The following is a 19,901-nucleotide window of genomic DNA, read 5'->3' on the forward strand; positions in this document are numbered from 1 at the left end:
GTCGAGTTACCGTACTAATTTCTTTATTCTTCCTATATAGGAAGAATTAATTATTATTAACAAATTATGTTATCGCATGGTCCCGACGCTGACAGACGACGTCCTCCTCACGCTGTTCAAGCGGCGACGCTACCTCCGGTATCTCCTCGGCGACCCGAAGTCGAAGTCGGAACTGATAGACGGAACAGAGTCGGCGTGCTCGACGGTAGACCGAACGATACGAGAGTTGGAATCGGTCGGCGCGGTCGAACGGACCGCGGCGGGGTACGGCGCGACGGCACTCGGACGACTCGCGTACCGCGAACTCGTCCAGACGCGACGGGAGTTTGACGGCATCATCGACTGCGAGGACGCGCTCCGGTCGGGAAACAACACCGATGAGTTCTCGACGGCGTTGTTCCGAGACGCGACCGTCGTCAGACCGACGCGGAGCGAACCCGACGCACCGCTTCGCCGTCTCTGCGACTGCGTCCGCGGCGCGGACGCCCTCGAAATCATGTCGCCGTTGCTCCTCGACCAATCGGTTCGCTTCTACCACGAAGCGGTGACGACGACCTGTCCGCGACGTTCGTCCTCACGTCGCCCTGCGTAGAGCGTCTGGTGTCGTCCTACCGGGAGCAGTTAGCGGAGATAGTCGCCCAACGGGACGTCTCAGTCCGCGAGGCTTCGGCCGAGATACCGTTCGCCCTGTTGCTGGTCCGCCGGAACAACCGGTCACGGGTAGCCGTGCTGTTGCAGAGCGACGACGGCGTCACCGCCTTGCTGACCGCTCGTCATCGACTCGCACTCGACTGGGCCGAACGGACGTACGAACGGTACCGACGACGGTCGCGAGACCTATCGCGGATTTCCGAGTAACGGAGCTCCTCGACCGGTTCTCACTCGCCGGGTCGCGTGAGTACCGACGAGTCGAGTTCGGCCGCCGCGTCCCGGCCGCTCAACGCCATCGTCAGGTCGAAGTCCGCGAGGAAGTTCCGGACGACTTCGCGGACGCCGTCCTCGCCGTCTATCGCCAGTCCGTAGACGTAGGGTCGGCCCAACAGCACCGCGTCAGCGCCGAGCGCCAGCGCCTTGATGGCGTCAGCGCCGCGGCGAATCCCGCTGTCGAACAGCACCGCGAACTCGTCGTCGTCAGCGCCCGGCGCGCGCTCGTCTTCCACCGCCTCCACGACGCCCGGTAGCGCCTCGACGGCCGAAATCGCGCCGTCCACCTGTCGCCCGCCGTGGTTCGAGACGACCACGCCGTCCACGTCCCTGCGGACCGCCTCGCGGGCGTCCTCGGAGTGGAGGATGCCCTTCAGAACCACGGGCAGGTCGGTGGCGTTCCGCACGCGCTCGACGGTCTCCCAGTCCATCGAGAGGTCGCCGAACTGCTCGACGAACCGCCAGAGGGCGGACTGCTCGTCCTCCTCCGGCGGCGCGTCGAGCGTGTCGCGGAACGCGGGGTCCGAGAGGTAGTTCGCCACGCCCTCGCCGTCGAGGAAGGGGAGGTAGGCGTTGGCCACGTCGCGCTCGCGCCACCCCATCGTCGGCGTGTCGAGCGTTATCACGATGGCCTCGTAGCCCGCGTCCTCGGCCCGCCGGACGAAGCTCTCGGTCACGTCGGGGTCCGCGTTCGGGTAGAGTTGGAACCACCCCGGCGAGTCGCCGAGTTCCTCCGCGACCTCCTCCATCGTCGCCGACGCCGCGGAACTGGAAACGAAGGGCACGCCGAGCGATTCGGCGGCCCGCGCGCTGGCGAGTTCGCCGCCCTCGTGGATGATGGACTGGACGCCGACGGGCGCGAGTAGGACCGGCACCGCTAACCCTCGCCCGCAGACCTCGACCGAGAGGTCGCGCTCGGCCACGTCCCGCAACATCCGCGGCACGATGCGCCACCGCCGGAACGCCTCACGGTTCCGGTCGGCGGTGTCCTCGCCGCCCGCGCTCCCGACGACGTAGGCGCGGGCCTCCTCGGAGAGGGCCGCCATCGCGGCTTCCTCCAACTCGTCGGGCGAGACGGGCATCTCTGGGCGCTGGTCGGCGAGCATCCCGCCGGCGTACACCTCGCGCTGGCGATTCGGGCCGTAGGCTTCCGAAGGGTCGTCCATGCGCGGTCCGTCGTCCGGCGGGGTGTTATAAGTTGACGTGCCAGTCGTCGGCGTTTCTACCCCGTAGATTCGTCTGCTGCCGACTACTCCGTCTCCGCCCCGCGGACGCGCGCCAGCACCGCCGACGCCGCGACGCCGGCGACGAACGCCGCGCCGACGTTCGTCGCCACGCCCAGCACGCCGACGCCCGCGGTCAGCGCGAGCGAGTCGGTGTCGAGGCTGGCTTTCCCCAACTCGACGGCGACGAGCGCGAGGACGACCCCGAGCGCGGACATCGGGAACGCCGCGACCAACTCGGCCGCGCCGAGCGCCGCGACGACGTAGAGGCCGCCCAGAATCAGGTTCGCGCCGGCGGTCCGCGCGCCGAAGGCGTGCTTGCCCGCGACGCCGCCGCTCCCGTGGCACATCGGGAGCGCGCCGAGCGGAACCGCCAGCAGGTTCATCGCGCCCATGCTCGTCGCCAGTTCGTCGGGCGAGACCTCGGCGTCGAACAGGTCCCCGAGCAGGAGCGAGGTCGCGACCGCGGCGTTTCCCACCGTCATCGCCAGTTGCGCGCCGGTCGCCGCGAGCGCGTCGCCGGTGAGCGCGAAGGCGTCGCCGGTCGCCGCTCCGGCGGCGACCGCGACGCCGCTTTTCGGAAGCGTCTCGAACGCCGGGACCGCTACGCTCGGCGCGCCGGTCTCGGCCGCCGCGAGACCGAGACCGACCGCGAGGACGGACAGCGCGGCCGCGCGTCGGTAGCCGAGCGCGACCACCGCACCGCCCACGGCCGCGGCCGCGAGGGCCGTCGTCGGTGCGCCAGCGCCGAGTTCGAGACCGGTCCGCGCGAGGACGAGCGCCACCGCCAACTGGACGCCCCGAATCACCGCGAGGTCGATGCGGTCGGCGAGCGCACCGAGCGCGCCGACCGACCCGAGACCGAGGAGGACCGCGCCCGCGAGCGTGCCGGCGACCGCCAACTCCGGCACCGACAGCGACCCCGCGATGACCAGCGCGGCGAGCGCCTTCATCGGTTCCACGGAGACCGGCGCGCCGTAGCGGAGCCCCCAGACCACCTGAAACGCGCCGAACCAGAGCAGTAGAACGGGGAGCCGTAGCTCCGTCAGCGCCGAGACGGCGACCACGACCGGCAGGACCGTCACCGAGTCGCCGACCGCGCCGGTCGCGTCGCCCCACTCGACGGCGAGCGTCCGGTCCCGGAGCGCGGCGGTCGAGAACTCCATCGTCGGCACGTCGGGCGTAACCGACTTAGATTTACTGAGAAACTGAAAGCGCGGACGACGACGCACCATGTAACCGAAAGTGGTTACTTACCGGGCGCTCAGAACTTCGGTTGGGTCAGTTCCCGGAGACGGCGAGGCGGACGTGGCCGAGTTCCGGAATCGTCAGCTCGGCGGTGCCGCGGACCCACGAGGGCCGGACCGGGCGACTGCGCCCGACGGCCTGGTCGTAGAGTTCGTTGTTGTCGCCCAGCGTGACGAACCCCGCGTTCGGGGCCGGGCAGTGCGTGACCTCGGCGCAGTTGTCGCCCGCGAGGTACTTCGGATTCGCCTTCCGATACCAGTTCTCCGAGTCGTTCACCCAGAATCTGGCGCGGTGGATGATGGGCGTCGTTTCCTCCCTCCCGTCGGGTCGATAGACGATGACGTCGCCGTAGCTCCCCGACTTCCGGAAGCCCCGCTCCTTCCCGACGCGGTAGGTGACGACGCCGGTCTCGCCGGTCGCGTACGCCGGCGCGAGGCGACCTTCGTCCATCAGGAACACGAGGTCCCCGCGCTCCATGTGGGGTTCCATGCTTCCGCTCTCGACGGCGACCATCGGCGGCCAGACGCCGCTCGCTCCGAACAGGACGAGACCGACGACCGCGACCATGAGCGCGCTGCTCGCTACCTCGCGGGCGAAAACGACCGCGCCGTGGTCGGTGCGGCGGAGCCACGTCAGCCACTCGCGGATTCCCTCGGGAGACGAGTCGGGGGAGGAAGCGAGTGACGGGTCGGGAGACTCGCGGGAGGCGTCGGAAGACGGATCCGGCGGCGTGTCGTCGCTCATCGAGTCGGCGGTCTCCCGGCAGTCGTATCAATCTTCTGCTGAGTCCGCGCGAGGCGAGGCAGTTGGTCGGCCGAACGCCCAAAAAAGTGGAGTCGTCGGTCGCTACATCACGACGTTGACCGGGGCCAGACCGGGCCGCGGCGACCAACCGGTCACCCCGCTGGCGTCCCACGTGACTTCGATGAAGTACTCGCCGGACTCCGAGTCGTACACCTCGTCGGACTGGGTGGTTCCGTACGGCGGATTGGCCCCGCCGTCCACCATCTGGTCGAAGCCGTCGGCGTCGGGCGTGTTGAACACCGCGACCATGCCGTCGTCGGTACCGTCGGTGACGCGCTGGCCCTCGTGGAGTTGGGTGGTCACGTCTCCGGACGATTCGTCTACCTGCCGCGCGCTCGCCGGAACCGTCGCGGCGAGACCCGCGGTGACGAGACCTGCGCTCTTCAGGAACTGTCGTCGGCTGGACGGGTTTTCTCTACTTATTACGAACCCAAAAATCAGTTAGAGGTTTAGCGTGATTTCCCTACCGATCGGTAGAATCACCGCACGATTGCGACTGGCGCGTATATTTTCTCCTTATCTTTAGTGGTATTTATCTAACTGGGCGGAAGAAGCGGCGCTCGGAGTCGGGAAACGAATCCTCGGATAAACGGCGTTTCTCGCCTCGACGGTTGACGGGGGAACTATGGGGGACGCTTCCGTCGTCTCGCCCATGACAGCGCGCACCATCCACCTGCCGGTCGCCGCGCGACCGAGCATCGCCGACATCGTCTCGCTCGCACAACTGGCCGAAGAACGCGGCTACCGCCGCGCGTGGCTCCCCGAGACGTGGGGCCGGGACGCCGCGACCGTCCTCTCGGCCATCGCCGAGCGCACCGACGACATCGGCATCGGTCCCTCGATTCTGAACGTTTACTCGCGGTCGCCCGCGCTCGTCGGCCAGACCGCCGCGTCGTTGCAGGAACTCTCGGACGGGCGTCTGCGTCTCGGCATCGGTCCCTCCGGTCCCGCGGTCATCGAAGGGTGGCACGGCCAGAGCTTCGAGCGACCGCTCCGTCGGACCCGCGAGTACGTCGAAATCGTCCGGCAGGTCCTCTCGGGCGAGACGGTCAACTACTCCGGGGACGTCTTCACCGTCGGCGGGTTCCGACTGCGGAGCGACCCGCCCGAGGAACCGGTGTCCATCGACGCGGCCGGGATGGGACCGAAGTCGGTCGAACTCGCCGGACGCTTCGCCGACGGCTGGCACGCCCTGATGCTCACGCCCGACGGGATTCGGGACCGCCTCGAAGACCTCCGCAGAGGTGCGGAGTTGGGCGACCGCGACCCCGACGACGTTCGAGTCACGCTCTCGACGACCTGCGCGGTCTCCGAGGACGGCGAGCGCGCCCGCCGACTCGCGCGCCAGCACCTCGCGTTCTACGTCGGCGCGATGGGCACCTTCTACCGGGAAGCCCTCTCGCGGCAGGGCTACGAGGACACCGCCGAGGCGGTCGCGACCGCGTGGGGCAACGGTGACCAAGAGGGTGCAATCGAGGCCATCGGCGACGACCTGCTGGACGACCTCGGCGCGGTCGGGACCCCCGAGCGGGCCCGCGAGCAGGTCCGTAAGTTCGAGAACATCGAGGGCGTGGACCGCGTGGCGGTGTCGTTCCCCCGCGGTGCCGAACAGGACGAGCTGGAGGCGACCATCGACGCGCTGGCTCCCGAGAACTGAGCGACGCGCTCGGTGGAACGGTCCACCGGGACGCGCTCGACCGACCGGCCGACAGTAGCACGCCAACCGACCGGCCGCCGTGGACGGGGACTTCGGGAACCGCCGTCTCGTCCACTCCGTCGTCTCCACGCGACGACTCTCGTTCGCACCCAAGACCTATTCGGGTCGGACCCGCACTCGGGACCGATGACCGACGATTCCGACTCGACCGACCCCGAACTGCCAGAAATCCGCGTGGACCACGTCGGCATCGCCGTCCACTCCGTAGACGACGCCGAACCACTCCTCGAACTCCTCGGCGCGGAGAAGTTGGTCCACGAGGAGGACCCGACCGGCGCGTTCCGGTGGGCCTACTACCTGCTGGGCGACGCCTCCCGAATCGAACTCGTCGAACCCATCGAGGGCGAAGACTCGTTCCTGACCGAGTTCCTCGACGAGAACGGGCCGGGGATGCACCACGTCACGCTCGAAGTCGCCGAGATGGACGCCGCAATCGCGGCGCTGGAAGCCGAGGGCGTTCGGGTCGTGGACCGGACCGACTACGACGAGTGGCGCGAGGCGTTCGTCTCGCCGCGCAATCCCACGGGCGTCCTCTGGCAACTGATGGAGTACCGCGAGTCGTTCGCCGACGAACGGCCCGACCCCGACCGACTCTACATCGGCGGGAAGCGATTGGCGGAGTAGCGGTCCGGGTCGGGGGTGTCGTCGTCGCTCTCGTCGGCGGCGTCACCGGTCGTCTCGGCTTCGGTCGGTTCCTCCGTGAGTCCCGCCATTCGGCGTCCGGCCGTCCCGGCGTTCGCCGCCCGGCGTCGCCCGCCGTCGTCTCGGGAATCGTCGCTCGCCAGCAGACCGAGAAAGCAGAGCAGAAGCCCGAAAATCATGCCCCACGTCAGAATGCTCTCGGAGACGATACCGAGCGCCTGTCCGACGAGGAAGAAGCCGCTGAAGCAGATGAGTGCGATGCCCATGAGCATCGCTTTGAGACCGTTCATGGAATCGTAACCTCGCCAACAGCTCAAAACTGTTTCTCCCGAGACCCGGAAGAACTGACCACGGCATGAGAGTTTATCCGGCCGCGGGTCGAAGCGACGTCCATGAAGCGAGTCGAAGTCACGGAGTTCGGCGGAAGCGACGCACTGGAAGTCACCGACGCGGAGAAACCGGAACCCGGCGAGGGCGAGGTCCGAATCGCGGTCGAGGCCGCGGGCATCAACTTCGCGGACATCATGCAACGCCGCGGCCACTACGTCGGCGGTCCGGAACCGACGTACGTGCCCGGAATGGAGGCCGCCGGAACTATCGACGCGGTGGGCGACGGCGTCGAGCGCGACGAGGGCGAGCGCGTCGTCGCCATGACGGGCCAGAACGCGTACGCCGAGTACGTCCTCGCCGACGCACAGTCACTTTTCGCGATGCCCGAAGAGATGTCGTTCGACGAGGCGGCGGGCTTCCCGGTCCAGTTCATGACCGCCCACGCGGTCCTCCACGAATGGGGCGAGTTGGAGGAGGGCGAACGCGTCCTCGTCCACGCCGCGGCGGGCGGGGTCGGAACTGCGGCGGTCCAGTTGGCCAGCGCGGCGGGCGCGGAGGTGTTCGGCACCGCCAGCACCGACGAGAAACTCCGACTCGCCGAACGGTTGGGCTGTGACCACCCCATCAACTACGAGGAGGAGGACTTCCGCGATGTCGTGGACGCGGAAACCGACGGCGAGGGCGTGGACCTCGTACTGGACGGCGTGGGCGGCGAGACGTTCGCCCGGAGCCTCGACGCCCTCTCGCACTTCGGGCGCGTCGTCGCCTACGGCGCGGCTAGCGGCGAACCCGGCGAGGTCGAGACGACGCGGCTCCTCTTCGAGAACAAGTCCGTCGAGGGGTTCCACCTCGGGAACGCGCTCCAGCGGGACCCACAGCGCGTGCTCGAGGCAGTGCCCGAACTCCAGCAGTTGCTCGCGGCGGGCGAGTTGGAGGTCGTAGTCGGCGAGCGGTTCCCGCTCGAAGACGCCGCCGCGGCCCACGAGGCAATCGAGAACCGCGAGACGACCGGGAAGGTCGTCCTGAACCCCTGACCCGGAACCACGCCTCACCTCCCATTCCGAACCCCCTTCGCAACTCCCGCCCGACTCGCCGGTACGTGCCCCGGACGCATCGACGACTGGACGCGCCGACGACCGGTCACGAGACGCCGTCGGTCGCTCGTCGGGTCGCGGTCAGTAGACTCGGACCGTTCCGCCGCTCTCGACGCACACCTTGCGGTCGCCGTACTCGAAGACGACGCGACCCTCGCGCTGGCGGGACGTGTCGCTCCGGACGGGTCTGAAGAGCGCGTCGAGTGCGTCGGGGTCGATGGCGTCGTAGAGCGGTCGTAGGTCGCTCTCGTCCGCGTCGGACGCCGAACTCACGGCGGTTACGATGGCTTCTGCGACTGACTCGCCGTCACGGACTTCGGAAGTCACGACGGGGTCCTGTGCTGTCTCGCTGTGAAGTGAAGTAGACTCGTCGCCGTACATCGTTAAAACCGACAGCAACACTTGTGAACCGGGCCCCTAAGTCCCGGTGTGTGAATACTACCATTCTTTTAAGCCGGGCTCGCAGGTAGCGAGTCCTCGGACGCGGGTCGGCCGGGGACGTTCGGTCACTCGTCGTGGACGAGCGTGTTCGCCAGGAGGTTCCGGTTTCCCCGACGCAATCGCGCGGAGAGCGCGTTCCGGGAGATACCGAGGTCCTCGGCCAGTCCGGCCAGTTTCGCGCCCCGCGGCACGTCGAAGTAGCCCGCGTCGTAGGCGGCGATTAGCGCCTCGCGTTGCTCCTCGGTCACGCCGTAGGACCCGCTCTCCTCGGGATTCTCCGGTTGGTACACCCGGTCGAGTCGAAACGAAAACTCCCGTTCGAGACAGTAGTCGTGGAACGCCGAGAGCGCGTCCCGATCCGGGAACAGCACCTTGAGTTCCCACTGTTCGCCGCCATCGCTCACGGCCTCCAGAATCGTCGCCTTCGCGTCCGAAATGCCCGACATGAGGGTCTCCACGTCGGCCTGCCACGTCACTCGATAGAACCGCTCGTCGCCCTCCTGCTCCTCCAGCGTCAGGATGTCCCGAATCGTGCTGTCCTCGCGGAGCGCGTCCTCGAACCCCTCGAAGTCGCCGTTGGCCGCCCAGAAGTACGGCGTCACGTGTTCGGTGCCCGCGACGACGCGCTTGATCTCGATTCGCATGCCGGGAGCCTTCGTCAGGGTGTCCGCCAGTACGAACTCGCTCGCGGGAACGGTCATCTCGGCCATGACGCTCATGGAAACTCGAATCGGCTAACGACCGCCTGCTATAAACGCTCGTCGGCGACGTCGGTCGCGTCGAACGCCGCCTCGATTCGCTCTCGTCGGCCGTCCAACACGTCGAACCGCTCGTCGCGTCGGAGTTCCAACCACCGGAGCAGGCGCTCGGCCCACGCCAGCTTCTTCGCCTTCACGGGGTCCACGTCGGGGTCGTCGAAGTCCCACCCGACGAACCGGAGTTCGGCCGCGCCGAGGTGGTCCGCGAGGAACGCCGCCCGGTCGCCGTCGGTGAACCCGCCGACGTTCCGGACGTGCGCGACCGGCCGGGACTGGGTCGTCGGCAGGACCCACTCGTCGTCGAATCGGGGGACCCACTCCCGGACCGCGGGCACGTTGTCGCCGTGGGCGTGGACCGCGACCGGGGTGCCCTCTCGGGTCAACTCGCGGGCAGTTTCGGGGTTCTTGTCCACGTCCGTCACCATGCAATCGACGCCCACGCCGGCGTCTCGGAGGTGGTCGGCGGCGGTCGAAGCCGCGAAGACGGCGTCGGCGTCGCACGCGCGGTCGAGTTCGGCCGGGCGCTCGGGGTGGTCCGGGTCGGTCAGCGACGGGCCGGCACCCGCGATGGCGACCGTCTCGCCCGACGCGTCCAACTGGCCGAGGTCGAACGGCTCGGTCAGGTCGGCCAGCACGTCGCGGGCGCGTTCGTCGCTCTCGCGGTCGAAACCGAAATCGGCCAGAATCCGCTCGTAGACGGGACTCCACGTTTCGTAGTTCATGACAGAATCGCTTGAGCCGGAAGTTCGCAAGCAAGTACCCCTACCCGCGAGCGCCCTTCCGGCTTCCCAAACCCGGATTCTGTCTCCCCCGGCATAAGTTTTCTCTTACTGTTCCGCGTCGTTGACAGCATCGAGGGCTTCGACCAGTCGGTCGGAGGCCCCGTCCGCCTCGGATTCGTCGGCCACGCGCGAGCGCAGGCGACCGAACGCGGCCGGCGTTCCCGCGAGCAGGACGCCCGCGGTACCGGGCGCGACGGTGACGCCGGCGTCCACCGCGGTCGCGGCGAGCGTCTCGCGCTCGGCGTCCGAGAGGGCGGACAACTCGAACACGCGCGTCGCGGTCTCGGCGGCCGCCTCCGGGTCGGCCCCGATTCGGTCGAGGTGACGGGCGGCCTCGCCCGCGTTGGTCACGTCCAACTCCTCGACGCCGAGGTCGCCGTCGCGGAGTCGGTCGCGGGCGAAGGCGTCGCCGATTTTCGCCGCATCGAGGGTCTCGGCCACGTCGTGGGTTCGAATCACGTGCGCGCCGCGTTCGACCGCCATCGAGGTCGCCGCGAGCGAGACCGGCAGGGCCTCCTCGGTGCTTCGGCCCGCGAGGTCTCGGAGGAAGTTCTTCCGGTTGATGGAGACCAGAATCGGCTGGCCGAGACCGCGGAACTCCCGGAGTCGCCGGAACGTCTCGCGGTCGTCGTGGAGGGTCTTGGCCTCCGACCAGCCGCCGAACGCGGGGTCCACGATGGTCTTCTCGGTCAGACCCTCGCGCTTCAGCGCGTCGTAGATGTCGTCCGGTTTCTCTATCGCGCCGGGGCGTTCGAGGTCGGGCGGACTCGCCATCTTGACCGCGGCGGCGTCGCGCTCTCGACACACGTCGGGCATCCGCGGGTCGGCGAAGCCGCAGATGTCGTTCACCATGTCGAACCCGCGCGAGAGTGCCTCGTCGGCGACCACTGCGTACCGAGTTTCGATGGAGAAGACGGCGTCACCCGACACGCTCTCGATGGCCTCGACCGCGGTGTCGAGGCGGTCGAGTTCCTGCTCGGCCGAGAGGACCTCGAAGCGCTTGTTCGCGGATTCCAGCCCCACGTCCACGATGTCCGCGCCCTCGTCGATGAGTTCGGAATCGACGTACCTGGCGGCCTCGCCGGGGTCGTCGTAGACGCTCGGGTCGTAGGGCGACTCCTCGCTGACGTTCAGCACGCCCATGATTCGGGGCGGGTAGTCGTCGCCGATGCCCAAGCCCGCGGCGGTGACGTTCTGCATGTCGGAAGCCGAGGCCGGGAGAAATAAAAAGGAGGCTGTTCCGGCGAGCGAAGTCCCCCGCACGTTTCCGTCGTCGCTACGCGGCGACCGACCCGACGGACCGACCGAAGCCCATTAATCGCCCGCCCGCCAATCGACGCGAGACGCGAACCGCTACTCGCCGAACATGTCCATCCTCGTCATCGACAACTACGACTCGTTCGTCCACAACCTCGTCCAGTACGTCGGCGAGTTCGACCCCGAGGTCACGGTCCGGCGCAACGACGCCGTGACCCTGCCGGAAGTCCGGGACCTCGACCCGGACGGCATCGTCGTCTCGCCCGGTCCGGGCACCCCCGCGGACGCCGGCGTCTCGATTCCGCTGTTCGAGGAGACCGACTACCCGATTCTCGGCGTCTGTCTCGGCCATCAGGCGCTCTGCGCCGCCGAAGGCGCGACGGTGGGCCACGCGCCCGAGGTGGTCCACGGCAAGCCGTCGCCGGTGACCCACGACGGCGCGGGCGTCTTCGCGGGTCTTCCCGACCCCTTCGAGGTCGGGCGATACCACTCGCTGGCGGTCGAACGCGCCGAGATTCCCGACACGCTCGACGTCGCGGCGCGGACCGTCGATACCGAGTCCGCAGAAGAAGGAGGAGGAGGCGAAGAGGCGAGCGTCGTCATGGCGGTCCGCCACCGCGAGCGTCCCCACGTCGGCGTACAGTTCCACCCCGAGAGCATCCTGACCGACGCGGGGAAGCGACTGGTCGAGAACTTCTGTGCGTCCTGTCGGTCCTGACGGGAAACCGAGCGCTCAGCGGACCTCTGCCTGTCGAACGTGGTCGAGCCACTCGTCCAGCCACTCGCGGCCGAGATACTCGACCGAGCGCTCGGTCGGGTCGTACCGCACGACGCCGTGAGACTCCAGTTTCGGCAGGTGGGCGTGGTGGAGTTCGACCGCTAGCGAGCGCGCTTCGGTCACGTCCTCGAAGGTCCGGTCGCCCGCGGCGTCCCACCGCTTCGACGCGACCGCCGCGGCGAGCGAGTCGAGCGAGAGGACGGTTTCGTCGCTCTCGGCGAGGCGGACGAGCGCGTCTCTGCGCAGCGGGTCGGCCAGCAGCGCGAACGCGGCGTCCAGTTTCTCGGACGATTCCTCGCCCGTCCGCAGGTCGGCTGTCGGGACCCGCGGGGTCCCGGAGGTGTTCGGACCCTCCTCCGAGGGCGGCGTCGCTCCGCCGTCGCTCCGGTCGTCCGGCACGTTCAACTCCGCCCCCGAGTCGTCCGTCCCGCCTGGACGGACCGTCGCGGCCAGTCGGCACGTTGCAACGTTAGCATGAGTCTCACTACGCCGGAGCCAAGCATAAACGGATTGCTTGGACTGTCAACGTCGGATTCGTTTCCCCGAACGTTAATTTCTCGGTGGTCCTACACCGGGACGTGTTTCCCGACATCGCGTATCTCGACTGGATCACCGGGCGACCCGAGACCGCCGAGTACGACCTCGGGTCGTCGGACCTCCGGCGCGCGCCCGCCGGACCCGACGGGGTGGTGCCGCCGGCGCTCACGGGCGTCGTGGCCGGCGAAGCGACCCTGCGGGACCGTCTCGCCGAAATCTACGGCGTCGAATCCGAGAACGTCCTCGTGACCGCAGGCGGGACCCACGCCAACTTCCTCGCGGCCGCGGCGGCCGTCACCGACGCGGAGGCCGCCGCGCGAGCGGCCGAGGAGTCCGGCGACGGCGGGAACGGCGGCGTGAGCGACGGCGAATCCACTGCGACCCCACGCGTATTGGTCGAGAAACCCGGCTACGAACCACTGCGCGCGACCCCGGACGCGGTCGGCGCGACCGTAGATCGGTTCCTCCGGACGCCCGACGACGGCTACCCGCTGGACCCCGGCCGCGTGGACGCCGCGCTCGTGGCGGACACCGCGCTCGTCACGGTGACGAACCGCCACAACCCGAGCGGTCGGCTGACCGACCGCGAGACGCTGGCCGAGACCGCCCGCGTCGTCGGCGACGGCGACGCGCGACTCCTCGTGGACGAGGTGTACGCCCCCTTCCGCGCCGAACCGGGCGAGGGTCCCTTCGGCGGTCCGACGGCGGCCGGACTCCCGAACACGGTCGTCACGAACTCGCTGACCAAGTTCTTCGGCTTCGGCGACGTCCGAATCGGCTGGCTCGTCGCCGACGCCGCGTTCGTCGAGCGCGCGCGTTCGGTCGCCCACCACGTCCCGGCGGTCGCGGAGCCGAGCCGCCGACTCGCTGGCCGGGCGCTCGCGGCCGCCGACCGCCTCGCCGAGGGGTCCCGCGAGCGCGTCCGGACAAACCGCGCGGCGCTGGCGGAGTTCGTCGCCTCGCGCGCGGACCTCTCGGGCCGCGTCGAACCGGGGTCGCCCTACGCGTTCCTCGCCCACGACGCGGCCGACGGCGACGACGTGGCCGCGGCCGCGAGCGCGGCGGGCGTGCTGGTCGTGCCGGGGCGCTTCTTCGACGACGCCGAGCGCTTCCGCGTCGGCGCGTGTCAGGACCCCGAGCGCGTCCGGGCCGGGCTGGACCGCCTCGGCGGGGTGCTGGACTCGCTCGCGGAGTGACGCCGCCGGATTCGACCGTCCGCGGAGCGACCCGACCCCGCGAGTCGGACAGTTCACCTCGTGGATGTTTTCGCTCACCTCTGCCAAAAGTTAAGACCCGCCCTCACATTCGTTGTCGATATGGACGGCACTCCGCAGGAGATTACGAACCTCGTCGGACGGGAGGTGTACTCCAACAACGGCGTCTTCGTCGGGGAAGTCGAAGACGTGCGCCTGAACGTAGAGGCGTGTACCGTGACGGGAATCGCCCTCGGCGAACTCAACCGCGACCTGTTCGCCGACGTGGTCGGCAACGAGAACGGCGTGATGATTCCGTACCGCTGGGTACGCGCGGTCGGCGACGTGGTTCTCATCAACGACACCATCGAGCGACTCCAGCAACCCGAGGCCGAAGACGAAGAAGTCGCGGTCTGACCGCCGTTTTCGAGCCTCTTTTCGGTGGTGTGGCCGGGATTGGAGAACGGTTGGGATAGCCGAGGTCGGTATTGGCAATTTCCCCGAGACAGAGAAGCGATGGTCGAAATCTACGAGAAGCTAGCTTCAGGCTTGAGCCTATCATACCGCCAACCGCACCGCAACTGCCAGCATCGCCACCGCGCCCGCACAACATCGCCACCGCGACTGCACAACATCGCCACCGCAACTGCACAGCACTGCAATCGCGGGCCTCACACCTCCCCAACCGCTTCCTTCGCTTCGCTCAGTCATCCCTCGCGCGGTCGGCGCGTCGTCTCGCGGTCCGCGAGACGACACGCCCGCACGCGCCAGTCCGGAATCCAATCGAGCGCGAGCAGAGTGCGAAAATCAGACCGAGAGCGCCAGGAACGTCGAAATCGTAGCGTCAGCTACCGTTACTGCCTTCGCCGCTCTCGACGCCCATCGCGTCGAAGAGCTTGCGCTTGACCGCTTCCTCGGTCAGCGAGAGCAGGGTGTCGCGGTTGTCGTCGGTCGTCTCGATGCCGGTGAAGATGCCGAGCGGAATCTCGACGCTGGCCTGCGTCGAGTGGCCCGCGGCCTCGCCGATGTCCGCGAAGGCGTCCTGTAGCACCTTGCCGATGTTCATCCGGATGTCCTTCGAGCGCGCGGCGAGATAGATGGTCTCCTCGGCGATGCCGAAGACGGCAGTGGTCGTGATGCCCTCCAGATTCAGCAGGTGGGAGGCGGCCTGAGTCAGCGCGTCGCGGTCGCGGATGAACCCCGCGTTGCTCACGAGGTGGCTCCCCTGCACCTCGCGGTTGGTGATGGCCTCGGCCAGCACGTCCAGCGTCTCGGGCGACATGCTCGGCGACTCGACCTGTTCGAGCGTGTCGTGGTTGGCGAAGGGGTAGAGGTAGGCGGCCGCAGTCAGGTCCGCGGGCGTCGTGTCGCGCTTGAAGTCCAAGGTCTCGGCCCGGATGCCGTAGAGGAGCGCGGTGGCGACCTCCTCGCTGACGTTGAGGTCGAACTCCTGGATGTACTTCGTCATGATGGTGGAGGTCGAACTCACCGAGGGCCGGATGTCCACGAACTCGGCCTCGTACTCCTCGTCCGGTTCGAAGTGGTCGATGAAGATGTCCACCGGCTCGTCGAAGGTGGTCTCGGTCGCCTTCGCGTGGTCCACCAGCGCGATGGTGTCGTAGTCGTCCACGTCGGCGTCCGCGTACGGGAGCAGTTCGATGCCCAGCAGATTGACGAACGCGCGGTTCTCCTGATGGCCGATGTCGCCGATGTAGAGGATATCGGCCTCGACGCCGAGCGTGTCGGCGACGGCTTGGAGCGCGACCGCGCTGGCGATGGAGTCGGGGTCGGGGTTGTCGTGGGTGACGATGGCGAGTCGGTCGTCGGTCGCTTCGATGACCTCCGCGAGCTGTTGGGCCTTGTACTCCAGTTCGCCGGTTTCGAGCGCCCGGAGCGCCGAGTCCGCGATGACCTCCGAGGGGTTGATGACCACGTCCGCGCCCAACTCCGTCAACTCGTCCTCGGAGACGGGGTCGCTCGCGCGCACGACGACGAACTGCTCGCCGTCGTTCTCCCGAATCGTCCTGACGGCCTGCTTGTTGGCCTCCACGTCCGAGGACATGATGAGAACGACTTCGTTGTCCGCGATAGTATCGTAGAGGTCGTCCTCGCGGATGTCGGCGGTCTGGGCGTTGAGGTCTTGGTCGCGCAGGGCCTCGACGCGGTCGGCGTCCCGGTCGATGATGAGTACGTCCTTGCCCTGCTCCACCAGTTCCTCGGCGACCGCGTGCCCGACGCTACCACAGCCCAAGATAGCGTAGTCGGACATCGAGGAGATGGTAATCCCGGCGCTCATGATACTGTGGCGTTGCTTCGGACCACACTTAACGTTCCCGGAGCCGTTATTCGGGCAACCGAAACCGGAAATAAAATGCCGAGGGCCGGCCCGCCCTCGGCCGATTTCGAGCGAAATCGAAAGGGATACCAGTTCGGGTAAACGGAAACGTATTTACGTCACACCCGGTAAGAATGGAATGCGTTGGGCCGGTAGCTCAGTTAGGGAGAGCGTCTGACTCTTAATCAGACGGTCAGGGGTTCAAATCCCTTCCGGCCCGTATTCTTTCCGCGAGCAAATCGGCGAGCGGCGGTTCCGCCGCACGTATCTCCGTCAGTGGGAATCGGCCCGCAGGAAGGACTCGACGTTCCCACGGAGGCGAGCAGTTCGACACGTCCGAAACCCCGAACAGACTTATCCCCGACGGTACCGTAGCCCGGACCCGTGAGTTCCCCGAAACAAGACTTCCAGACGGCCGTCGACAAGGGGCCGAGTCGAGACGAGCGCGAGGACGCCATCGATAGTCTCACCGCCAGCGGAGCGTGCGACAAACTCGCCATCCTCGTTCAGATGGGCGGACTCGACGGAGCGCTCAGGCGTCGCGCCCTGAACGGCATGGCCGACGCTGGCTGTGGGGACCTGCTCCGGACGCTCGCCGCCGACGGTGGCCTCGGCGAACCGCTCCAGTCGGACGCCGAGTCGCTCCTCGACGGATAGTCATCTCTCGAACCACGTCAGTACGTACCGCTCTAACGCATCGACCGACTCCGTCACCGACAGTTCCTCCGTGTCCAGCCTCAGGTCCGACTGTCTCGGCCCCTCGAACTTGCCGTGCATCGCACGAACTCCCCGCTCGGGGATGGCATCCTCTCGCTCCCGGTTTCGCTCCAGCGCGGTGTCCAGACTCGCCGTCAGATAGACGAGGTATGCGTCGGGAAGACTGCGAAAGCGGTCCTGCCACTCGCGCCGGTAGAAGGTCCCGTCTACGAGCCAGTTCGTCTCCGGGCCGGCCGCCGTCACGCGCTCGTACAGTTTCCCGTAGGTGTCCCGCGAGAAGTCGTCGGAGTGGAGGACCCGGAAGTCGTTGCCCACCCTGCGGAGGCGGTCGAGCAGTCGCTCGGCGACGGTGGTCTTGCCGACGCCCGGCGGCCCGCAGAGCAGGAGCTTCACTGGCGAATCGACGCCGAGGAAGGTGAAAAGCGCTACTCCAGCGACTTCGTCATCTCGACGTGCGGGATGCCGGCTTCCTCGAACTCGTCGCTGGTGGTGTCGTAGCCGAGGTCGCGGTAGAACCCCTCGACGGGTGTCTGGGCGTGCATGACGAGTTCCGAGAGGCCGCGCTCGGCGGCGGTCGCTTCGAGCGTTCGCATGATCTCCCCGCCCACGCCCTCGCCGCGGTGGGGCTTCAGGACCGCGATACGTTCGACTTTGCCGACGCCCTCGCCGACCTCGCGCAGTCGGCCCGCGCCGACCGGTCGGAGGCCGTCGGTGTCGGCGGCGTCGCGGCGCTCGGATTCGCCCTCGCCCTCCGCGTACGCGACGAAGTGAATCGATTCGTCGTCCTTCCCGTCCACTTCGAGGTCCTCCGGAACCCCCTGCTCCTCGACGAAGACCGACCGGCGGACTTCGAGGGCGTCCGCCCGCTCGGCGTCGGTCTCGGCGCGTCGGACTTCGACGGTCATCGGTCGGGCTTCCAGTCGGACCGCCCTGAGGGTTTCGGAACGCCCCGAACGGTTCGGAACGTGGAACTTTCCGGCGCGAGGACGCAACTGTCGCCTGCGATGTCGGGCTTCGAGACCTACACCTGCGAAAACTGCGGTGACGAGTTCGAAGCGCACGAGAGCGCGAACGCCGCGGAAGAATCGTACTGTAGTCCGAAGTGCCAGACGGCGGCGTAAGCGGAACCGCCGCTCGTTTCGATTTTTATTCGGAGGGGCTGTAGTTCGGTGCCTCGTCAGTGATCATCACGTCGTGGGGGTGGCCCTCGGTCTGGCCGGCCGAGGAGACCCGGACGAACTCGCTGCGTTCCTTGAACTCCGGAATCGTCGCCGCGCCGACGTAGCCCATGCCCGACTGCATCCCGCCGACGAGTTGGTGGAGCTCGCTTTCGAGGCTCCCCTTGTACGGTTCGGCGGCCTCGACGCCCTCGGGGACGTACTCCTCGTCCTCCTCGGGTTCGTCCTTGAGGTAGCGGTCGCCGTCGCCCGACTGCATCGCTCCGACCGACCCCATGCCGCGGTACTGCTTGTACTTCTTGCCGTCCACGGTGATGACGCGGCCGGGCGCTTCGTCGGTGCCCGCGAAGTACGACCCGAGCATCACCGCGTCCGCGCCCGCCGCGATGGCCTTGATGGCGTCGCCGGAGTAGCGGATGCCACCGTCGGCGATGACCGGCACGTCCTGCTCGGCGGCCACGTCCGCGACCTCCGCGACGGCCGTAATCTGGGGCATGCCCGCGCCGGAGACGACGCGCGTCGTACAGATGGAACCGGGACCGATACCCACCTTGATGCCGTCGGCGAAGTCCACCACGTCTTCGGCGGCCTCACGGGTCCCGACGTTGCCGACCACCACGTCGGCTTCGACGGACTCCCGTATCTCGCGTGCGCCGTCGATGACGTTGAGGTTGTGCGCGTGCGCGCAGTCGATGAAGAGGACGTCCGCTCCGGCCTCGTCCACCGCGACAGCGCGGTCGGTCTCGAAGGGACCGACCGCGACGCCGACGCGCAGGTGGCCACCCTCGTCGCGCGCGGCGTTGCCGTACTCGCGGCGCTGGAGGATGCCCTGCATCGTGACCAGACCCGTGAGGCGGTCGTTCTCGTCAACGATGGGGACGCGCTCTATCTTGTGTTCGTACATCAGTTCGAGCGCCTCGCGGGCCGTGACCTCCTCGCTGGCGGTGACGACCTCGTCGGTCATCGCCTCGCGGACCTCGTCGCGGTCGCCGACTTCGAGGTAGGGTCGGATGTCGGTACCCGAGATGATGCCCAGCACCTCGCCCTCGTCGTCGGTGACGGGCGCGCCCGAGACGCCCTCGCGGTCCATCATCGCGTCCACCTCGCGGACGGTCTGGTCGGGGTCGGCGGTCACCACGTCGCGGATGACCAACTCGTCGGCGCGTTTGACGCGCTCGACCTCGGCGACGGCCTCTTCGACGTCCAGATTCCGGTGGAGGACGCCCAGACCGCCCTGTCGGGCCATGGCGATGGCCATCTGGCTCTCGGTCACGGTGTCCATCGCGGCCGACAGGATGGGGACGTTCACCTCGACGTTACGCGAGACGCGGGTCGAGACGTCTGCCTCGTCGGGTTCGACGCGGCTCTCTTTCGGTCGCAGAAGCACGTCGTCGAAGGTCAGCGCCTCCGGTACGCGGAGTTTGTCCGTGAACTGCCCCGTTCGCTCAGAATTACTCTCCATGTAAGGCGAAGGTAGCCCCCCGTGAAAAACGTTGCGAGATACTGCACGTTTACCCGCCACAGGTGTCGCCGGTATACAAGGACGTGTAACGGCATCGGAGTTCCGTTCCGTCAACGAATCGAGAACAACCAAAAACGAATAGTAGAAATATAGCCGTCTAAATCGGCGTAATCGGATTTCATTTATAGGTCGAATCTATAATCTTATTTTGAATGTGGTTCTCTCTCACGCAACGTTTATGCTCGAAACTCGTTTTGTTACGAATATGGACTCTACCAGTCCCATCGCAGCACGCACTGCAGGCCAGACGACCGCTGTCTCCGGCAGCACCTGCAAACCGATTTTTGCGATGGGATTCCTTACACTGGTAGACAACCTATTCGTGGGACGGCGATGGGAACTCCAACTCGACGGCCATCGCAGGTACCGCGACTATCACCACCGCTCGGCCGATGGACACGGCCACGCCAGCTGAGTTCCG

At 67.5% G+C, this 19,901-nt stretch carries 24 protein-coding genes, 1 tRNA gene and 1 pseudogene; 11 read left to right on the forward strand and 15 right to left on the reverse strand.

Annotation, left to right across the window (positions count from 1 at the left end):
• Nucleotides 1-76: 76 nt before the first annotated feature.
• Both M0R88_RS16065 and M0R88_RS18845 read left to right on the forward strand, forming a co-directional pair.
• Entirely contained in the window at nt 77-592 is a 516-nt protein-coding gene (locus tag M0R88_RS16065; protein ID WP_248654434.1) for a hypothetical protein, read from the forward strand.
• Between the two features lie 5 nt (nt 593-597).
• Nucleotides 598-858, forward strand: coding sequence for a transcriptional regulator FilR1 domain-containing protein (locus tag M0R88_RS18845; protein WP_438267212.1), 261 nt, complete (start codon nt 598-600; stop codon nt 856-858).
• A 20-nt stretch (nt 859-878) separates the two neighbouring features.
• Here M0R88_RS18845 and M0R88_RS16070 read toward each other — a convergent pair whose 3' ends face one another.
• The 5 genes and pseudogenes from M0R88_RS16070 to M0R88_RS18785 form a co-directional block, all read right to left on the reverse strand.
• Nucleotides 879-2,090: an alpha-hydroxy-acid oxidizing protein gene (locus M0R88_RS16070; RefSeq protein WP_248654435.1), complete on the reverse strand. Its 1,212-nt coding sequence runs from the start codon at nt 2,088-2,090 to the stop codon at nt 879-881.
• Nucleotides 2,091-2,173: 83 nt separating this feature from the next.
• Nucleotides 2,174-3,313 (reverse strand): putative sulfate/molybdate transporter, encoded by a 1,140-nt coding sequence (locus tag M0R88_RS16075; protein WP_248654436.1) that lies wholly within the window; start codon nt 3,311-3,313, stop codon nt 2,174-2,176.
• Nucleotides 3,314-3,428: 115 nt separating this feature from the next.
• Nucleotides 3,429-4,139: a S24/S26 family peptidase gene (locus tag M0R88_RS16080; protein WP_248654437.1), complete on the reverse strand. Its 711-nt coding sequence runs from the start codon at nt 4,137-4,139 to the stop codon at nt 3,429-3,431.
• A 102-nt stretch (nt 4,140-4,241) separates the two neighbouring features.
• On the reverse strand, nt 4,242-4,502 hold the full coding sequence (locus tag M0R88_RS16085) for a hypothetical protein (protein ID WP_248654438.1): 261 nt from the start codon (nt 4,500-4,502) through the stop codon (nt 4,242-4,244).
• Nucleotides 4,503-4,547: 45 nt separating this feature from the next.
• Nucleotides 4,548-4,640, reverse strand: a pseudogene (locus M0R88_RS18785) (twin-arginine translocation signal domain-containing protein); the annotation flags it as partial.
• A gap of 211 nt (nt 4,641-4,851) precedes the next feature.
• Between M0R88_RS18785 and M0R88_RS16090 the strand changes: the two are divergent.
• Both M0R88_RS16090 and M0R88_RS16095 read left to right on the forward strand, forming a co-directional pair.
• Entirely contained in the window at nt 4,852-5,856 is a 1,005-nt protein-coding gene (locus M0R88_RS16090) for a TIGR04024 family LLM class F420-dependent oxidoreductase (protein ID WP_248654439.1), read from the forward strand.
• Nucleotides 5,857-6,042: 186 nt separating this feature from the next.
• Nucleotides 6,043-6,540, forward strand: coding sequence for a VOC family protein (locus M0R88_RS16095; RefSeq protein ID WP_248654440.1), 498 nt, complete (start codon nt 6,043-6,045; stop codon nt 6,538-6,540).
• Here the strand turns inward: M0R88_RS16095 and M0R88_RS16100 are convergent.
• Complete coding sequence (locus M0R88_RS16100) at nt 6,510-6,848, reverse strand: hypothetical protein (RefSeq protein ID WP_248654441.1); 339 nt, start codon at nt 6,846-6,848, stop codon at nt 6,510-6,512. The two genes, M0R88_RS16095 and M0R88_RS16100, sit on opposite strands and share 31 nt — an antisense overlap.
• 102 nt (nt 6,849-6,950) lie before the next feature.
• Between M0R88_RS16100 and M0R88_RS16105 the strand changes: the two genes are divergently transcribed.
• Nucleotides 6,951-7,922, forward strand: a complete 972-nt coding sequence (locus M0R88_RS16105) for a quinone oxidoreductase family protein (protein WP_248654442.1) — start codon at nt 6,951-6,953, stop codon at nt 7,920-7,922.
• Nucleotides 7,923-8,063: 141 nt separating this feature from the next.
• On the opposite strand, the gene ddfA is transcribed toward M0R88_RS16105, so the two are convergent.
• The 4 genes from ddfA to M0R88_RS16125 form a co-directional block, all read right to left on the reverse strand.
• Nucleotides 8,064-8,363, reverse strand: coding sequence for a DdfA family disk-determining factor (ddfA, locus tag M0R88_RS16110; RefSeq protein ID WP_248654443.1), 300 nt, complete (start codon nt 8,361-8,363; stop codon nt 8,064-8,066).
• A 125-nt stretch (nt 8,364-8,488) separates the two neighbouring features.
• Complete coding sequence (locus M0R88_RS16115) at nt 8,489-9,142, reverse strand: helix-turn-helix domain-containing protein (RefSeq protein ID WP_248654444.1); 654 nt, start codon at nt 9,140-9,142, stop codon at nt 8,489-8,491.
• 29 nt (nt 9,143-9,171) lie between these two features.
• The gene (locus M0R88_RS16120) at nt 9,172-9,903 is read right to left on the reverse strand and encodes a 6-hydroxymethylpterin diphosphokinase MptE-like protein (protein ID WP_248654445.1); all 732 of its coding nucleotides are present in this window, start codon (nt 9,901-9,903) and stop codon (nt 9,172-9,174) included.
• Nucleotides 9,904-10,008: 105 nt separating this feature from the next.
• Nucleotides 10,009-11,163 (reverse strand): dihydropteroate synthase, encoded by a 1,155-nt coding sequence (locus M0R88_RS16125; protein ID WP_248654446.1) that lies wholly within the window; start codon nt 11,161-11,163, stop codon nt 10,009-10,011.
• A gap of 166 nt (nt 11,164-11,329) precedes the next feature.
• On the opposite strand from M0R88_RS16125, the gene M0R88_RS16130 reads away from it, so the two are divergent.
• Entirely contained in the window at nt 11,330-11,938 is a 609-nt protein-coding gene (locus M0R88_RS16130) for an anthranilate synthase component II (protein ID WP_248654447.1), read from the forward strand.
• A gap of 15 nt (nt 11,939-11,953) precedes the next feature.
• On the opposite strand, the gene M0R88_RS16135 is transcribed toward M0R88_RS16130, so the two are convergent.
• On the reverse strand, nt 11,954-12,397 hold the full coding sequence (locus tag M0R88_RS16135; RefSeq protein ID WP_248654448.1) for a DUF7344 domain-containing protein: 444 nt from the start codon (nt 12,395-12,397) through the stop codon (nt 11,954-11,956).
• 179 nt (nt 12,398-12,576) lie between these two features.
• Here M0R88_RS16135 and M0R88_RS16140 point away from each other — a divergent pair, with 179 nt between their 5' ends.
• On the forward strand, nt 12,577-13,731 hold the full coding sequence (locus M0R88_RS16140; RefSeq protein WP_248654449.1) for a pyridoxal phosphate-dependent aminotransferase: 1,155 nt from the start codon (nt 12,577-12,579) through the stop codon (nt 13,729-13,731).
• 120 nt (nt 13,732-13,851) lie between these two features.
• Complete coding sequence (locus M0R88_RS16145; protein WP_248654450.1) at nt 13,852-14,145, forward strand: PRC-barrel domain-containing protein; 294 nt, start codon at nt 13,852-13,854, stop codon at nt 14,143-14,145.
• Between the two features lie 427 nt (nt 14,146-14,572).
• On the opposite strand, the gene M0R88_RS16150 is transcribed toward M0R88_RS16145, so the two are convergent.
• Complete coding sequence (locus M0R88_RS16150; protein WP_248654451.1) at nt 14,573-16,024, reverse strand: DHH family phosphoesterase; 1,452 nt, start codon at nt 16,022-16,024, stop codon at nt 14,573-14,575.
• A 185-nt stretch (nt 16,025-16,209) separates the two neighbouring features.
• On the opposite strand from M0R88_RS16150, the gene M0R88_RS16155 reads away from it, so the two are divergent.
• Both M0R88_RS16155 and M0R88_RS16160 read left to right on the forward strand, forming a co-directional pair.
• Nucleotides 16,210-16,283, forward strand: a tRNA-Lys gene (locus tag M0R88_RS16155).
• 164 nt (nt 16,284-16,447) lie between these two features.
• Nucleotides 16,448-16,720, forward strand: a complete 273-nt coding sequence (locus tag M0R88_RS16160; RefSeq protein ID WP_248654452.1) for a hypothetical protein — start codon at nt 16,448-16,450, stop codon at nt 16,718-16,720.
• Here the strand turns inward: M0R88_RS16160 and M0R88_RS16165 are convergent, their stop codons facing one another.
• The 3 genes from M0R88_RS16165 to guaB all read right to left on the reverse strand — a co-directional run bounded on the left by M0R88_RS16165 (nt 16,721) and on the right by guaB (nt 19,420).
• Nucleotides 16,721-17,173, reverse strand: a complete 453-nt coding sequence (locus M0R88_RS16165; RefSeq protein WP_248654453.1) for an ATP-binding protein — start codon at nt 17,171-17,173, stop codon at nt 16,721-16,723.
• A 32-nt stretch (nt 17,174-17,205) separates the two neighbouring features.
• Nucleotides 17,206-17,685, reverse strand: coding sequence for a GNAT family N-acetyltransferase (locus tag M0R88_RS16170; protein WP_248654454.1), 480 nt, complete (start codon nt 17,683-17,685; stop codon nt 17,206-17,208).
• 241 nt (nt 17,686-17,926) lie between these two features.
• A complete protein-coding gene (gene guaB / locus M0R88_RS16175; protein WP_248654455.1) occupies nt 17,927-19,420 on the reverse strand; it encodes an IMP dehydrogenase in 1,494 nt (497 codons plus the stop codon).
• A gap of 265 nt (nt 19,421-19,685) precedes the next feature.
• Here guaB and M0R88_RS18905 point away from each other — a divergent pair, with 265 nt between their 5' ends.
• Nucleotides 19,686-19,895: a DUF8099 family protein gene (locus M0R88_RS18905; RefSeq protein ID WP_497007281.1), complete on the forward strand. Its 210-nt coding sequence runs from the start codon at nt 19,686-19,688 to the stop codon at nt 19,893-19,895.
• Nucleotides 19,896-19,901: the final 6 nt, after the last annotated feature.

It is taken from the genome of Halorussus gelatinilyticus (assembly GCF_023238445.1).
Taxonomy (GTDB): Archaea; Halobacteriota; Halobacteria; order Halobacteriales; family Haladaptataceae; genus Halorussus; species Halorussus gelatinilyticus.

Excerpts from the sequence above, each read along its gene's own strand:
- M0R88_RS16125 (WP_248654446.1), bottom strand. The coding sequence starts at position 11,163 with ATGCAGAACGTCACCGCCGCGGGCTTGGGCATCGGCGACGACTACCCG.
- ddfA (WP_248654443.1), bottom strand. The coding sequence starts at position 8,363 with ATGTACGGCGACGAGTCTACTTCACTTCACAGCGAGACAGCACAGGAC.
- guaB (WP_248654455.1), bottom strand. The coding sequence starts at position 19,420 with ATGGAGAGTAATTCTGAGCGAACGGGGCAGTTCACGGACAAACTCCGC.
- M0R88_RS16090 (WP_248654439.1), top strand. The coding sequence starts at position 4,852 with ATGACAGCGCGCACCATCCACCTGCCGGTCGCCGCGCGACCGAGCATC.
- M0R88_RS16095 (WP_248654440.1), top strand. The coding sequence starts at position 6,043 with ATGACCGACGATTCCGACTCGACCGACCCCGAACTGCCAGAAATCCGC.
- M0R88_RS16150 (WP_248654451.1), bottom strand. The coding sequence starts at position 16,024 with ATGAGCGCCGGGATTACCATCTCCTCGATGTCCGACTACGCTATCTTG.
- M0R88_RS16065 (WP_248654434.1), top strand. The coding sequence starts at position 77 with ATGGTCCCGACGCTGACAGACGACGTCCTCCTCACGCTGTTCAAGCGG.
- M0R88_RS16145 (WP_248654450.1), top strand. The coding sequence starts at position 13,852 with ATGGACGGCACTCCGCAGGAGATTACGAACCTCGTCGGACGGGAGGTG.
- M0R88_RS16100 (WP_248654441.1), bottom strand. The coding sequence starts at position 6,848 with ATGAACGGTCTCAAAGCGATGCTCATGGGCATCGCACTCATCTGCTTC.
- M0R88_RS16130 (WP_248654447.1), top strand. The coding sequence starts at position 11,330 with ATGTCCATCCTCGTCATCGACAACTACGACTCGTTCGTCCACAACCTC.
- M0R88_RS16115 (WP_248654444.1), bottom strand. The coding sequence starts at position 9,142 with ATGAGCGTCATGGCCGAGATGACCGTTCCCGCGAGCGAGTTCGTACTG.
- M0R88_RS16170 (WP_248654454.1), bottom strand. The coding sequence starts at position 17,685 with ATGACCGTCGAAGTCCGACGCGCCGAGACCGACGCCGAGCGGGCGGAC.
- M0R88_RS16120 (WP_248654445.1), bottom strand. The coding sequence starts at position 9,903 with ATGAACTACGAAACGTGGAGTCCCGTCTACGAGCGGATTCTGGCCGAT.
- M0R88_RS18905 (WP_497007281.1), top strand. The coding sequence starts at position 19,686 with ATGGACTCTACCAGTCCCATCGCAGCACGCACTGCAGGCCAGACGACC.
- M0R88_RS16070 (WP_248654435.1), bottom strand. The coding sequence starts at position 2,090 with ATGGACGACCCTTCGGAAGCCTACGGCCCGAATCGCCAGCGCGAGGTG.
- M0R88_RS16075 (WP_248654436.1), bottom strand. The coding sequence starts at position 3,313 with ATGGAGTTCTCGACCGCCGCGCTCCGGGACCGGACGCTCGCCGTCGAG.
- M0R88_RS16080 (WP_248654437.1), bottom strand. The coding sequence starts at position 4,139 with ATGAGCGACGACACGCCGCCGGATCCGTCTTCCGACGCCTCCCGCGAG.
- M0R88_RS16105 (WP_248654442.1), top strand. The coding sequence starts at position 6,951 with ATGAAGCGAGTCGAAGTCACGGAGTTCGGCGGAAGCGACGCACTGGAA.